Annotated in this window: 11 protein-coding genes; 10 read left to right on the top strand and 1 reads right to left on the bottom strand. The window is 71.8% G+C overall.

Annotated features, from left to right (window positions below):
* The first annotated feature begins 172 nt into the window (after window positions 1-172).
* Together ACVTJA_RS08900 and ACVTJA_RS08895 are read left to right on the top strand one after the other, a co-directional pair.
* Window positions 173-2026 carry a serine/threonine-protein kinase gene (locus ACVTJA_RS08900; protein ID WP_465835533.1) on the top strand — a complete coding sequence of 618 codons (1854 nt, stop codon included), beginning with the start codon at window positions 173-175 and terminating at the stop codon, window positions 2024-2026.
* Window positions 2027-2110: 84 nt separating this feature from the next.
* A complete protein-coding gene (locus ACVTJA_RS08895) occupies window positions 2111-3022 on the top strand; it encodes a DUF2381 family protein (RefSeq protein WP_465835531.1) in 912 nt (303 codons plus the stop codon).
* Window positions 3023-3076: 54 nt separating this feature from the next.
* Here ACVTJA_RS08895 and ACVTJA_RS08890 read toward each other — a convergent pair whose 3' ends face one another.
* Window positions 3077-4216 carry a sensor histidine kinase gene (locus ACVTJA_RS08890; protein ID WP_465835529.1) on the bottom strand — a complete coding sequence of 380 codons (1140 nt, stop codon included), beginning with the start codon at window positions 4214-4216 and terminating at the stop codon, window positions 3077-3079.
* Window positions 4217-4577: 361 nt separating this feature from the next.
* Here ACVTJA_RS08890 and ACVTJA_RS08885 point away from each other — a divergent pair, with 361 nt between their 5' ends.
* The 8 genes from ACVTJA_RS08885 to ACVTJA_RS08850 all read left to right on the top strand — a co-directional run bounded on the left by ACVTJA_RS08885 (window position 4578) and on the right by ACVTJA_RS08850 (window position 14623).
* Window positions 4578-6245: a chemotaxis protein CheA gene (locus ACVTJA_RS08885; protein WP_465835527.1), complete on the top strand. Its 1668-nt coding sequence runs from the start codon at window positions 4578-4580 to the stop codon at window positions 6243-6245.
* On the top strand, window positions 6242-7846 hold the full coding sequence (locus tag ACVTJA_RS08880) for a methyl-accepting chemotaxis protein (protein ID WP_465835525.1): 1605 nt from the start codon (window positions 6242-6244) through the stop codon (window positions 7844-7846). Before ACVTJA_RS08885 ends, ACVTJA_RS08880 begins: the two co-directional genes overlap by 4 nt.
* Window positions 7843-8406 carry a chemotaxis protein CheW gene (locus tag ACVTJA_RS08875; RefSeq protein WP_465835524.1) on the top strand — a complete coding sequence of 188 codons (564 nt, stop codon included), beginning with the start codon at window positions 7843-7845 and terminating at the stop codon, window positions 8404-8406. Before ACVTJA_RS08880 ends, ACVTJA_RS08875 begins: the two co-directional genes overlap by 4 nt.
* A complete protein-coding gene (locus ACVTJA_RS08870) occupies window positions 8403-9278 on the top strand; it encodes a CheR family methyltransferase (protein WP_465835523.1) in 876 nt (291 codons plus the stop codon). The genes ACVTJA_RS08875 and ACVTJA_RS08870 overlap by 4 nt, the downstream gene beginning before the upstream one ends.
* Window positions 9275-10366 carry a chemotaxis-specific protein-glutamate methyltransferase CheB gene (cheB, locus tag ACVTJA_RS08865; protein ID WP_465835521.1) on the top strand — a complete coding sequence of 364 codons (1092 nt, stop codon included), beginning with the start codon at window positions 9275-9277 and terminating at the stop codon, window positions 10364-10366. Before ACVTJA_RS08870 ends, cheB begins: the two co-directional genes overlap by 4 nt.
* Before the next feature lie 9 nt (window positions 10367-10375).
* The gene (locus ACVTJA_RS08860) at window positions 10376-13096 is read left to right on the top strand and encodes a M1 family metallopeptidase (protein ID WP_465835519.1); all 2721 of its coding nucleotides are present in this window, start codon (window positions 10376-10378) and stop codon (window positions 13094-13096) included.
* A gap of 123 nt (window positions 13097-13219) precedes the next feature.
* Window positions 13220-13969, top strand: a complete 750-nt coding sequence (locus ACVTJA_RS08855; protein ID WP_465835518.1) for an arylamine N-acetyltransferase family protein — start codon at window positions 13220-13222, stop codon at window positions 13967-13969.
* Window positions 13970-14113: 144 nt separating this feature from the next.
* The gene (locus ACVTJA_RS08850; protein ID WP_465835516.1) at window positions 14114-14623 is read left to right on the top strand and encodes a chemotaxis protein CheW; all 510 of its coding nucleotides are present in this window, start codon (window positions 14114-14116) and stop codon (window positions 14621-14623) included.
* Window positions 14624-14656: the final 33 nt, after the last annotated feature.

Here is a 14656-nt window from a genome sequence, read left to right as displayed (position 1 = left end):
GCCGCCCGCGTCCTCCCCCGTGGCGTGGTTGCCTGGATTCTCGCGTCGCGTGCCGCCGCGCTCCCGGGCTTGCTACCGCCCACCCCTTCCTGGAGGTCGTCCTCATGCGCCTGGGCGGCGCCGGTGTTCCTCGAGAAGGCCATGACGTCGCTGGCTGCCGGGAGACGGGCGAATGAGAGGCCTGTTCTTCGCGGAGGTGGGACGGGGCACGGACGTAGGTGGCTTCACCGTGGAGGGCGTGCTGGGCCGGGGCGGTTGCGGTGCCGTCTTCCGCGCGCGGCGCGGGGGCCAGGCCTTCGCGCTCAAGTTGCAGTCGCTCGCCGAGCTGGGCGGATGGGCGCAGCGCGAGGTGGCCATCCTCACGCGGCTGAGCCACCCCAACGTGGTCCGCTTCCACGCCTGCGGGTTGTGGCCGGACAAGGCGCCCCAGTGGTTCTACATCGCCATGGAACTGGTGGAAGGGCGGACGCTGAACCAGTGGGTCGCGGAGGAGAACCCCACCGCGCGTGTGGCGGGGCGCCTGGTGCTGGACCTCGCGCGTGGACTGGCGGCGTCCCACGACAGCGGCGTGCTTCACCGGGACGTGAAGGAGAGCAACGTGGTGGTGCGCGAAGCCACCGGTGAAGCGGTGCTGGTGGACTTCGGCGTGGGCTCCTACCCGGGAGCGCCGCGCCTGACGCGGGAGGTGCTGCCGCCCGGCACACCGCAGTACCGCAGCCCGGAGGCGCTGGCCTTCCGCCGGGCGCATGGAGCGAGCGACGACGCCCACTACGTCTCCACGGAGGCGGACGACCTCTATGCCCTGGGAGTCCTCCTCTACTGGATGCTCACGGACAGGCACCCCTTCGCCGCTCCTTCATCCGTGACGGAGGTGGAAGCCGTCATCTCGCGTCCGCCCGTCGCCCCGCACGTGGTGAATCCGCGCGTGCCTCCAGCCCTGGGAGCCCTCTGCATGCGGCTGCTGGAGAAGCAGCCGGAAGCACGCTTCGCCAGCGCGAGCGCTCTGGCCCAGGCGTTGGAGGCGGAGCTGGCCCGGGCGGACGATGCCTGGGATGTACCGCTCTGCGAGAGCAAGGCCTCCGCTCCCGCCGCGCCTCACGTGGTACCGCAAGACGATGAGGAGGAATGGCTGCTGGTGGGAGAAGCGGGAGGGGGTGTGCCGCGCCGGGGCAAGCTGCCGGTGGCGGATAGCACGGTGCCCAATGGCCCCGGCCCTCTGGTTCCTGGCGCGGTGGCACCGCCCGTGGCTTCCTCTTCGCCAGCGCGGAGCGGCTTGAAGTGGGCCGTCCTCATGGGCCTCGTGGCCAGCCTCTTCGCGGGAGCGGCGCTGACGTTGGGGAGGCACGCGACACCGCTCCCGCCTTCGGGTAGGGAAATGGCGCCGTCCACCGCGCCGCCGGAAGCTGAGCGGGCCGCAGCCGCGCCCTTGCCGGCGGCATCCAATCCCGCGGCCGTCGCCCTGCCGGCGGCGCACATGCAGAAAGAAGAGTCACCCGTGAAGCAGCCTCTCAATCCTTCTTCCGCGCCGCCTCGCCCACCCCGCTCCGCGGGTGCCCTGGCGCGCGCTGCCGCCACCGCCGCTGCTTGCACCGCCCTGGCCTGCCCAAGTGGACCCCAGTTTCGCGAGAAGCCTCCCGTCGAGCCGTGCCCCCCGGGCGCCGTGGAGACCATGCAGAAGCAGCAACTGAGCAACAACGCGCTCACCGGATACCTGCCCGGGCTTGCCACCGGCAGGGGCGCGGGCGTAGTCACCGTGAGCGACGGCTGGGTCACCCTCCGTGTCTCCGATAATCGTGGGCCGCTCGACAATGGGACCGTCAGTGGGCGGCTCATCGTGGGTGAGCGCGTCTACGGCCGCTTCACCGAGGGCCGCACGAAGGGGGGCGACATCCTCCCCGTCTGCTTGGAGATGCGTGACCCCGAAGAGCTGGTCCGGGGTGTACGGCGGGAGCCGGGCAGTACCGCCGTGGACTCCGCGCGCATCATCTCCACCGTGAGTCTGCGCGCAGTGGACCACTTCGAGTGAGGCCGTGACTGTTCTCATGAGACAGGCGCACGGAGCGGTAGCGGCACGGTCCGCTCGTTGAATCTTCCCTGGAGGTATCCCCTCGTGCTGAGTCCACATGGCGCCGTCCTGCTGACGTGCGCCCTTCTTGCCGTGACCCATGCCGCCGCTCAGCCGGAAGGTGACCCGTGGGCGCCGGGCACGCGCCGCATCACTCTTGGGGCGCAGCGCTCGGGTCCGCCCCCCAAGGTGCGCATCAACCCAGGCGTGGGGACAATCCTGGTCTTCGACACGACGGTGGTACGCGTGGAGCTGCAGGAACAGGAGCACTTCGGGCGGGTGCGGCTGGACAAGGACACGCTCACGCTGCTGCCCGCTTCCAACCTCGAGGAAGGGGAACTGAAGCTCACCGTGCACTTCGAGGACGGCGCGGCACCCACGGGCGCGGACTTCCTCCTGGTGGTGCAAGCCACCCTGGCCGAGCGGCAGGTGGAGGTGTTTCGCCACCCGCGCCCTGCCGACCACCTCCAGGCGGAGCTGGAGGAAAAAGAGGCCGAGGTGCGGCGCCTGCGCGAGGAGGTCGCCCGTTTGCAGGCCGCCCAGGCCCAACCCGAAGGCCTCACGGGCCTGCTCGTCACCGAGCACATAGACGAAACAAGAGGTGTCCAGCGGCGCTTGTTGGCGCGTGATTTCGTTCTTCGCCCGCGCAGTGCACTGACCGCCAGGAAAGTCGTTACCTACCACGCGGCCCGAAGCTTCGCGCTCACGATGCAGTTGGCATGCACTGGCGGAGCCGGCCCGTGGAAGGCGGAGGGCGCGGCACTGGAAGCGAAGGATGGCACCGTGATCCGAGTGCTGCGGCTGTGGCAATCCGCGCCGCTACAGCCCGGAGAAGCGGGCCGGTTGATTGTGGAAGCCGAAGCCACGGACACCACCAGCACGGGGCCGTACACGCTGACGGTCTGGGCCGCGGGCGACACGCGCCAGGTCATCCTGGGCAACATCCATTTCCCATAGCCGCCCGTCAGAACGGACGCGCCCCTGACACGCGGTTGACGGCAGGAGCACGTCTCAATGCAGTTGCTGTCCAGCGTCTCCACAGGAGGTTTCTGTGCGCCCCTCAGTCAGCGCCTCCCGCGCACTCACGACCCAGGGCAGGCGCAGAAGGAAGGTGCTCCCGCGGCCCGGCTCGCTCTCCAACTCCAGCCCCCCGCCCTGTGCCATCGCGGCACGGAAGGCGATGCTCAAGCCCAGCCCGACACCACCGGGTTGCCCGGGCCGCACGGGCCGGAAGAGCTCCCGCTGGCGCTCGGGGCTGATTCCGGGGCCGGAGTCCTCCACCTTGAACACCACCGCGTCCTCCCGCTCCTCCAAGGAGACGCGCACAAAGCCTTTCTCGGTGTACTTGATGGCGTTCTGGATGAGGTTGCCGAGCGCGTCCACCAGCAAATCCCGGTCCGCCTGCATGCGCGCGGACCGGTTGGCAGAGATTTCAAGCCGCAGACCCTTGTTGCTGGCATCGTGCTCGTAATCAGCAACGATCTGATTGATCACCTGGGCCGGTGCAAGGGGCTCCGGGTGGACGGGCATCTCGTTGGGCTTGAAGCGCTCCATGCGGAGGATGCCGTCGACCAGTCGGGACAGCCGGTTTACCGTGCGGCTCAACCGCTTGATGGTGCGGGTATCCTCTGTTCCCTTCGCATGCTCCAGTTGTTGAACGTACAATCTCAGCGTGGAGATGGGCGTGCGCAGTTGGTGCGCGATGCCCGCCACGTACTCCGAGCGCTCGCGGGCCACCTGCTCGGCCTGGTACTTCGCGTACCGGCGCGCCGACTCCGCGGCAAGCTCGAAGATGGCCACGGAGAAGAACGAGTAGTCCTGAAAGGAAACCTGCCAGCCGCGCTCGTCGAGCCAGGCGCGGGCCTCCTCGATGACGAAGGCGTACTCGCGCACCACCTCCTCGATGAGCACCTCATCGCGCACGCGCTGCTCGGGGGACAACCGCTCGTGCTGCCTCCACAACTCGCGGGGAGCTTCCTGAGTCCCCTCGAGCAGCGCCTCGCCAATGACCCGGAGTTGGACGGGCAGGTGGTCCTTGAGTGCGGCCTCGGATAGCGCCGGGCTCGCTGGCCCCTCTCGCTGCCACCGCTCGTACCATCGCTGCACGAGCTCATCGGTACGTTCGCAGAGCAGCTCACCGAGTGAGGCCATTGCTTGCCTTCCTGTGGGTACCCCACAGAGCAAAATAACGACCTCCATACCTGTTGCCCATGCGGCGATGGCTCCCTCGCCCGTTCCGCGCGGACGAGCCGTCTGGATGAGGGAGCAGAAGCGAGCGGCTACTTCGGTGCCCACTGACGGATGCGCTCCACCACCGGCGCCAGGTGCTGCGCTGCGACATCGCTCGCGCCGACGCCTGCCCGTCCCCATAAGGCGTCGAGCCGCCCGTCCCGAGAGCGGCGGAGTGAGCAGCCCCCTCTCGGCGGCCTGTTGGGGACAAAACATCCCGCAGGGTATGTACCGCGCGCCCTCTCACGGGAGCCGCGCCTGAGCGCGTACCGGGGTCACGTCTTTGGAACTGCTGCAGTCCGTCGTCGCCATCTTCGTCGCGGAGGCTGAAGAGCTCCTCCGACGACTGGAGACCGGCTTCCTCACGCTCGAATCCTCGCCCGGCAACCGGGAAGCTCCGCTGGAGATGCTCCGCGCCGCGCATACCCTCAAGGGCAGCGCGGGCTCTCTCGGCTTCGAGCGCATCGCCGCCATCACCCACTCGCTGGAAGAGCACCTGGAGGCACTGCGGGACGGCTGCCTCGTGCTGGACGCGGCGCTCGTCACCCGCTTCCTCGCGCTCGTGGATGCGCTCCGCCACCTGTCCCGCACCTCGAAGCTGGGCGAGCCGGAGGACATCGCCCCGGCCGAGGCCCTGCTCGCGGAGATTGCCCGCCTCCGTCAGCGCACCGCCGAGCCCTCACACTCCACGACCACCTCCGACGAAGCAGCGCACCGTGCATCCGAGGAGCCCGCGTGCCCCCTGCCCTCCTCCACCGCCGCCGTGCAGGTGGAAGAGGAGCGGCTGGACCGGCTGCTCGACGTGACGGGGGAGCTCACCCTCGACCACGGGCGCGTGACGGAGCTGGTGCGCACCCATGCGACGCGCGACGTGCTCCTCACGGAACTGGAAGACATGCAGCAGCGGCTGCGCAGCCTGGAGGCCGCGGTGCTCCAGGCGCGGCTCGTCCCCGTGGAGCCCGTGCTTCAAGGGCAGCAGCGCACGGCGCGGGATGCCGCCGCCCTCTGCGGCAAGCGCGTCCGGCTCGTCGTTGAGGCCGCGGGCGTGGACATGGACACGCGCGTGGCGAGCCCACTGCGCTCGGCGCTGGTCCACCTCATCCGCAACGCCGTGGACCATGGCATCGAGGCGCCCGAGTCACGCATCGCCCAGGGCAAGCCCGAGGAGGGCACGCTCACGCTGCGCGCCGGCCACCGACTCGGCTGCCTCGTGGTGACGCTCTCCGATGACGGCGGTGGCCTGGACCGCGAGCGCATCCTCGCGCGCGGCCGAGAGCGCGGCCTCGTGCCCGCCGACGTGCGCCCGGACGACGCGGAGCTGGACGCGCTCATCTTCGCCCCCGGCTTCTCCACCGCCTCCGTGGTGACGGCGCTGTCCGGCCGCGGCGTGGGCCTGGACGCCGTCCGCCGGGAAGTCGCATCGCTGCGCGGCTCGCTGGACGTGAGCAGCGCGCCGGGGCTCGGCACCACCTTCACGCTCCGCCTGCCGCTCCACCTGGCCATCGTCCCCGGCTTCGCCGTGGATGCCGGCACCCACGCCTACGTGCTGCCCCTGGACGCCGTGGAGGAGTGCTCGCCGCTGCAGGAAGGCGCCGCGCGCACGGGCGCGGTGCGGGGCATGCTCGACCTCCCGGGCCGACAGCCCATGCCCTACGTGCGCCTGCGCACCGCCTTCCAGCTCGGTGGCGCCGACGCCCGCCAGGAGGAAGCGGTGGTGGTGCGCACCGAGTCCGGCCGCGCCGCGCTGGTGGTGGATGCGCTGCTCGGCGAGCACCACGTCGTCGTCAAGCCGCTGGGTCCGCTGCTCCGCCGGCAGCCCGGCCTGTCGGGCGCGTCCGTCCTCCCCGACGGCCGGCTGGCGCTGCTGCTCGACCTTCCCTCGCTGCTCCGTTCCCACACCCCCGCCCGCGTGGCCACGCCACCGAGGCCCTCAGGTACCCCAACCCCATGATGCTCAGGAACATTCGAATCGGACCCCGGCTGGCCGCGGGCTTCGGCGTGATGATGGCGCTGGTGCTCGCCGTGTCGCTCGCCAACCACGTCGGCCTCTCCCAGGTCGAGGAGATGTCGCACCAGCTCCTCGCCGGTGAAGGCCGCATCGCCGCGAAGTCCACGGAGGTCGTCTCGCTGACGCTGAACCTCCGGCGCTACGAGAAGGACTTCCTCCTCAACATCGGCAACCCCACGCGCCAGCAGGAGTACTTCAAGCAATGGACCGAAGAGCGGGCGGACCTCGTCGAGGCCATCAAGGACCTCCTCGCGCGCACCACCGGGCAGGACCACCAGGACGTGGAACACATGCAGAAGGCCCTCGAGGAGTACTCCGAGGGCTTCGGCGCGGTGAGGGCGGGGATTCAGGACGGAATGCTGCGCACGCCCCAGGAGGCCAACACGAAGCTGGCGGAGCACAAGGAGGCCATCCGGCTCCTGGAGTCCACCGCGGCCGCGCAGCACGAGCGGTACGAGGCCGTCATCGAGAGCCAGATGAGCAGCACGCTGCGCACGCTGCGCACGGCGCTGTGGGCCTTCCTCGGCTTCGCCCTCGTGCTGGCCGGCGTCGCGTCGTGGCTGCTCACCCGCTCGCTCACCCTCCCCCTCGAGTCCGCCGTGGCGGTGGCGGAGCGCATCGCCTCCGGTGATTTGCGCGAGCGCGTGAAGGTGGACGGGCGCGACGAGCTGACGCGCCTGCAGCAGGCGCTGGACGTCATGTCGGGCCGCATCCGCGAGGTCATGGCCCAGGTGCGCGCCGAGGCGGATGGCCTCTCGTCCGCGTCCGGCCACGTGGCGGCCACGTCCACCTCGCTGTCGCAGGGCACCAGCGAGCAGGCCTCCGCCGTGGAGGAGACGACGGCCAGCCTCACGCAGATGACGGTGGCCATCAACCAGACGGCCGCACACGCCCGCACGACGGAGCAGATGGCGCAGCAGGGCGCGAAGGACACGGAGCTGGGTGGCGCGGCGGTGACGCAGACGATGCAGGCCATGCGCGCCATCGCCGAGAAGGTGATGCTCATCCAGGAGCTCGCCTACCAGACGAACATCCTCTCCCTGAACGCCGCCATCGAGGCGGGCCGCGCGGGCGAGCATGGCCGCGGCTTCGCGGTGGTCTCCACCGAGGTGCGCCGGCTGGCCGAGCGCAGCCAGGGCGCGGCGCGTGACATCGCCACCCTCGTCAGCAACAGCGTCGCCACCTCGGAGCGCGCGGGCGAGCGGCTCGGCCTGCTGGTGCCGTCCATCCGCAAGACGGCGGACCTGGTACAGGAGGTGGCCACCACCGCCAGCGAGCAGGCCACCAGCGTGGGCCACGTCAGCCGCGCCATGGGACAGATGAGCGTGGTGACGCAGCAGAACGCCTCCGCCGCCGAGGAGCTGGCGGCCACGTCCAAGCAGCTCGCCGGTCAGGCCTCCAACCTCCTGCGGCTGCTGGGCCTCTTCCAGCTCCCCGAGCGCCGCGAGCCGCCCGCCGCGTCCACGCCCCGCGAGCTGGCGCCGCCGCCTCCGGCCTCAGGGCTCGACTCCCACTTCCAGCCCTTCGTGGCGGGAACGCGATGAGCAACGCCGAGAGCACCCGGCAGTACCTCACGCAGCACATCCGCGGTGAGCGCTACGCCCTGCCGCTGTCGCGCGCGCGGGAGGTGCTGCGCTACAGCCCCGTGACGCCCGTGCCCGGTGTGCCGCCGTCCATCCGCGGCGTCATCCACGTGCGCGGGCGCGTGGTGCCGGTGGTGGACCTGGCGGTGCGCTTCGGCTGCCCGGCGCAGGAGCCCACGCCCTGGACGTGCTTCGTGCTGGTGGAGGTGGACGTCGACGGCGAGCCCGCCATGCTGGGGATGATGGTGGACTCGGTGGACTCGGTGGTGGAACTGGCCGCCGGGGACGTGCTGCCGCCGCCGCCCTTCGGCACCGCCATCCGCACCGAGTTCCTGCTCGGCATGAGCCGCCACGCCGACGGCATCCTGCTGCTGCTGGACGTGGACCGCGTGCTGGCCCACCACGAATTGCTGGCCGTGGGCGAGCTCGTGGCTGGCGAGGCCGGAGCCCCCGTCGCGGCCAGCCCCGAGTCACCGGCCTCCGGGGCCGAGAAATCGGGCTCTGGAGACGCGCCGGCATGAAGCCCGTGGGGGGGCTGCCGGGCCTGGCGCAGGCACCGCTGCCGGAGCCGGCCGCGCTCGCGCGCCTGCGGGAGTGCTTCTACGCCGAGGCCGGAGTGCGCCTCGGCGAAGGCAAGGGGGAGTTCGTCCGTTGGCGGCTGTCCGCGCGGCTGCGCGAGCTCGGGCTGGAGTCCTTCATGGACTACGCGGCCCGCGTGACGGTGGACGCCGCCGAGCGAAAGAAGATGGTGGAGGCGCTGCTCGTCCACGAGACGCGCTTCTTCCGCGAGCCCGCCCAGTTCACCTGGCTGGAGCGCGAGCTCTTCCCACGCTGGCGGAAGGACTCCTCGCGCCGCCGCGGCCGCCACGTGCGCGCGTGGAGCGCGGCGTGCTCCACCGGGCAGGAGCCCTTCTCGCTGGCCATGCTGCTGCTCGCGCACCTTCCCGCCGAAGAGGGCTGGAGCGTGGAGGTGCTGGGCACAGACCTGTCCGGCGACGCGCTCGCCCGGGCCGAGTCGGCGATGTGGCCCATGGAGAAGGCGTCGGAGATTCCCACCGCGTACCTCCACCGCTTCATGCTGCGCGGCACCGGCCCCGCCGAGGGGTGGATTCGCGCGGGCCCACAGCTGCGCTCCGTCGTGCGCTTCCAGCCGCTCAACCTGCTGCGCGCGGAGGACAGGGCCCCCGGCATCTTCGATTTGGTGATGTGCCGCAACGTGCTCATCTACTTCGACGCGGCGTCCAGCACCCGCGCGCTGCGGGGGCTCGTCCGCGGGCTCGCGCCGGACGGGCTGCTGCTGCTCGGCCACGCCGAGAGCCTGCACGGCCTGCGCGGCCTGCGCTCCGTCCACCCGACCATCTACACCCGCGACTCCGGGACGCCCTCGCCATGACGCACACCGTGGAGCCGATACGGCGGCGGGTGCTGGTGGTGGATGCCTCGGCCGTCGTGAGGCAGGACGTCTCGGCGCTGCTGCGCGACACGGGCCGCTGCGAGGTGGTGGTCGCGGCGAACGTGCCGGCCGCGCGGCAGCGGCTCCGGCGAGCGTGGCCCGACGTCGTCCTGCTCGGCCTGGAGCCGCCGGGCGACGAGGCGCTGTCCCTGCTGCGGGAGATGGTGGCGGCCTCCGTCCCCGTCGTCATCGGTACGCGAGCCTCCTCGCGAAGCGACACGCTGGTCCAGGAGGCGCTGTGCGCCGGCGCGAGGGACGTCCTCCTCTGGCCGCGCGTGGGCATCCGGGCCTGGCTGGAGCAGGAGGCCGAAGAGCTCGCCACGCTGTTGCTGAGCATGGGACGGCGGCCGCCCCGCGCTCCACCGCCGCCGCCCTGCGCCGAGAAGCCTCGCCCGCCACCTCCTCCGCCGAAGCCGTCCCGCGTCTGGGCGCGCCAGGTGGTGGCGGTGGGTGCGTCGACGGGAGGCCCCGCCGCCCTGCGCAGCCTCATGGGCGCGCTGCCCGCACACGCGCCGGCGCTGCTCGTGGTGCAGCACATGTCGGAGCCCTTCGCCTCCGCCTTCGCGCTGGGGCTGGCCGAGGTGTGTCGAATGGAAGTCCGCCGCGCCGCGCATGGAGACCGCGTGCGTCCCGGCCTCGCGCTGCTCGCGCCCGGAGACCAGCACCTGCGCCTCGTCCTCCGGCCCGACGGCTACGCGGTGGAGTTGTCGGACGCGCCTCCCGTCCGTCACCACCGGCCCAGCGTGGACTTCCTCTTCCACTCGGTGGCGGAGGTGGCCGGGCCGGACGCGGTGGGCGTGCTGCTCACCGGCATGGGCGACGACGGCGCGGACGGGCTGGCGGCCATGCGCCGCACCGGGGCCGCCACCTTCGCGCAGGATGCCGCCACCAGCGTGGTGTACGGCATGCCGCGCGCCGCGATGCTGCGGGGAGCAGCCGAGCAGTCGCTCCCGCTCGACGCGTTGCCAGAAGCCATCCTGAACGCGGCCTCGCACCGTGGGGCCCCACCGCACGACGAGGAGGAGTAGCCTCGCGGCATGCGCTGGCACCTCCCCCTCCTCCTCGCATTCCTCTCCCTCCGCTGTACCCACGCGCCCGAGCCCGCGGCCTCCGCGCCCGCCCCCGTGGCGGCGGCCCCCACGTATCCCGAGCCCAGCCCTCCCGCGCTGCGGCTGCCGGACACCGTGCGTCCCGTCCACTACGCGCTGGACCTGAAGCTCATCCCCACCAAGCCCACGTTCTCCGGCGCCGTCGCCATCGACGTGGAGGTGCGCGAGCCCGTACGGCAGGTGTGGCTGCACGGACAGGATTTGGAGGTGACGCAGGCCCGCGTGGAGACGGGCACGCGCACGCTGGAGGCGCGCGCCGTCACCGCCAGCGATGGACGCCTGGGGCTGCTCCTCCCCGAGCCGCTGCCCGCGGGCAAGGCCGTCATCCACCTCACCTTCAGCGGCCACGTGGACCGCGAGCGCAGCCGCGGCATCTACGGCGTGGAGGAGCGTGGTGAGCCCTACCTCTACACCTTCTTCGAGCCCGTGGACGCGCGCCGCGCCTTCCCCTGCTTCGACGAGCCGGGCTTCAAGGTGCCCTGGCGCCTGCGCTTCACGGTGAAGGCCGGCCACGTCGCGCTCGCCAACCACCCCATCGTCTCCCGCGAGCCGCTGCCGGACGGACTGGAGCGCGTCACCTTCGCGGAGAGCCGCCCCATGCCCAGCTACCTCGTGGCCTTCATGGTGGGCCCCTTCGACGTGGTGGACGCGGGCACCGTGGGCCGCAACGCCGCGCCGCTGCGCTTCATCGTCCCCAAGGGCCGCGGCCCGGAGACGGCGTACGCCGCCAGCGCCACGCCGGGCATCGTGAAGGCGCTGGAGGACTTCTTCGACCAGGCGTACCCGTACGAGAAGCTCGACGTGGCGGTGGTGCCCCGCTACTGGGGCACCATGGAGCACCCGGGCATCGTCGCGCTCGGGCAGCCGCTCACGCTCATCCGCCCCGGCGAGGAGACGCTCGCGCGCCGCAAGTGGTACGCCACCATCGCCGGCCACGAATTGGGCCACTACTGGTTCGGCGACATCGTCACCTGCAAGTGGTGGGACGACATCTGGCTCAACGAGTCGCTCACCTCGTGGCTGGACCGGAAGACGATGGACGGGTTCGACCCGGGCTGGGGCTTCTCGCGCGAGGCCAGCATGAACGCGCTGTCCTTCGCGCTCGACGCGGACGCGCTCTCGGCGGCGCTCCCCGTGCGCAAGCCGGCGGACACGCATGACGACGTGCTCGGCTCCTTCGACAACGGCACCACCTACGCCAAGGGCGCGTCCGTCATCGCCATGTTCGAGGCGTGGCTCGGGCCCGAGCACATGCGCGACATCCTCCGCAAGCACGTGCGCAAGCACGCCTGGGGCGTGGCCACCTCCGAGGACTTCGCCACCACCCTCTCCGAGGCCGCCAGCCCCGAAGTGGCCCGCTCCTTCCGCAGCTTCATCGACCAGCCCGGCGCCCCGAGCATCTCCGCCGAGCTCCAGTGCAAGCCCGGCACGCCCACGCGCCTGAAGCTGTCGCAGGAGCGCTTCCTCCCGGCGGGCTCCACCGGCAGCACCGCGCAGACGTGGACGGTGCCCGTATGCGTGCGCGCGGGCACGGGAGGCGGCTCGCACCGCGTCTGCGCGCTGCTCTCCGAGGCCACGGGCGAGCTGTCGCTGCCCATGCGCGACTGCCCGAAGTGGGTGCTGCTCAACGCGGGCGGCACCGGCTACTACCGCGCCAGCTACACGCGCGAGCAGCTCGCGAAGGTGCTGGCCGCGCCGCCCGATGCCTTCACGGTGGAGGAGCGGCTGGCGCTGCTCGCCGACGTGGAGGGCTCGGTGCGCCGGGGGGACTTGCCGCTCGGCGAGGCGCTGCGGCTCGTCCCCTCCACGGCGAACGAGAAGGACCGCACCATCGTCCAGCGCGGCGCGCGGCTCCTCCAGCTCGTCAACGAGGACGGCCTGTCCCCCGCGGAGCGCGCCCGCTTCCGCAAGTGGGTGGCCGACGTGTACGGCCCCCGCGCGCGCAAGCTGGGCTGGGAGCCGAAGCCGGGCGACAGCGACGAGCTGAAGCAGGAGCGCATGCGGCTGCTGGAGCTGGCGACGGCGCACGGCGAGGACCCCGCACTGAGCCAGGAGGCGGGGCGGCTCGCGCGCGCGTGGCTGAAGGACCGCTCGGCCGTCAATCCGGAGGCGGTGAACGGGGTGCTGGCGGTGGCGGCGATGCACGGCGACAAGGCGCTGTTCGACACCCTGCTCACCCAGGCGCGCAAGCAGGAGGACCGCAACGAGCGCATTCGGCTGCTGACCACGCTGGCCTCCTTCCGGGAGCCGGCGCTCGTGAAGGAGGCGCTGTCGCTCGTCACCGGGACGGAGATGGACCTCCGCGACACCCGGGTCATCCTCACCGGCGCCTTCAGCGCGCCCGAGACGCGCGAGCTGGCCTGGACCTTCTACCGGGAGAACTTCGACGCGCTCGCGGAGCGGATGCGCTCGGACGAGCTGAGCTGGCTCGTGGGGCTCGTGGGCAGCCTCTGCGACTCGCAGCGCGCCGCGGAGGTGAAGGAGTTCCTGGGCCCTCGCGTCCCGCGCCTGGAGAACGCGCCGCGCGCACTGGCCCGGGCCGAGGAGTCCATCCGCCTGTGCGCCGAGTCGGACCGCCTCCACCGCGAGGGCGTGAAGTCCTTCCTGCGCGCGCCGCCCACGGTGCCCGCCTCCACCCGGACGCGGTGACGACAGGAGCAAGGCCCGTCCCCTGAATGACTCGCCAGGGGACGGGCCGCGCTACGCAGCGTGCATGCTCGACCCCGGGCAGAAGGAGTCGCCCCGGGGGACGGGCCGCGTTACACAGCGCGCATGTTCGACGCCGCACGCTACCTGGAGCGCTTCGGAGCGAAGGCGGGCTCGCCGCTGGCGGAGCTCCACCGGGCCCACCTCCAGGCCGTCCCCTTCGAGAACCTCGACATCCACCTGAAGCGCCCCATCCGGCTCGACGAGGAGGCCTTCTACGACAAGGTCGTCCTCCAGCGGCGGGGCGGCTTCTGCTACGAGCTCAACGGGCTCTTCGCGCGCCTGCTGCGGACGCTCGGCTACGACGTGACGCTGCTGAACGCGCGCGTGGCCACCCAGCCGGACGGCAGTGCGTACGGCCCGGACTTCGACCACCTCGCGCTCCTGGTGGAGGACGCCTCGGGCCGCTGGCTCGCCGACATCGGCTTCGGGGAGTGCTTCGTGGAGCCGCTGCGGTTCGACGAGCGGGGCGTCCAGACGCGCGGCGGGCGGGGCTACCGGCTCGACGACGCAGAGCGAGGTGAGCGCGTCCTGTGGAGCGAGAAGGCCTCGGGCTGGGAGGCGCAATATGTCCTCTCCCCCACCCCGCACGCGCTCGCGGACTTCGCCGGCATGTGTCACTTCCACCAGACGTCGCCGGAGTCCCACTTCACGCGAGGCCGCCTGTGCTCCCTGGCCACGCCCGAGGGCCGCATCACGCTGAAGGAGGGCGCGCTCATCATCACCACGCGGGACGGGCGCCGCGAGGAGCCGCTCCCGGACGAGGCCGCCTGGCACGACGCGCTCGCGCGGCACTTCGGAATCGTCCTCCGCTGAAGCACGTGGCGCAGCCACACCTACCTTGGGCCCGGAGCGCAACGCCCCCGCCGCGCACTTGTCAGCTACCCGTCAAAAGCGGTACGCCTTTGTGCCTGCCCGCCCGGGAAGCCGCGGAACGCCACGCACCTCGGAATCGACATCATGATGAACGTCGACACACAGGCGAGAGCCGAGCCGTACCTCCACTTCGTCGTGGGGGGTGAGCACTACGCCACGCCCACCGCGCGCGTGGCCGGCGTGGTCCCCGAGGCCCGTGTGGAGCCGCTGCAGGGCGCGCCGGCCCATGTGCGCGGGGTGCTCGTGCAGGAAGGCGAGTCCGTGCCGGTGGTGGACCTCTCCCACCTGCTGGGCCAGGCGCTGCGCACCTCGCGCTCGCGGCCCACGACGGTGGTGCTGGCCCAGGTGAACTGCTGCGGCGAGCCCCGGCGACTGGGCCTCGCGGTGGACGGCGTGGGCGCGCCGCTGGCCCTCTCCGAGCGCGACGTGGTGCCCGCTCCCTCCTTCGGCGCCGCCATGCCGGTGGACTTCCTGGTGGGCATGGGCCGCCACGGCGAAGGGCTGGTGCTGCTGATGGACGTGGAGCGCGTCCTCTCCGAGACGCAGCTCCACTGCGCCATCCAGCTCGCCGGGCCGCGGGGCCACGGCGCGTAGGCGCACCTGCCCCCACCTCGTCCCCTTCCGTAC

The sequence above is a fragment of the Pyxidicoccus sp. M6 genome, from assembly GCF_055568925.1.
The sequence above is the reverse complement of the archived record's forward strand: the minus strand, read 5'-3'. Positions and strand labels throughout refer to the sequence as shown.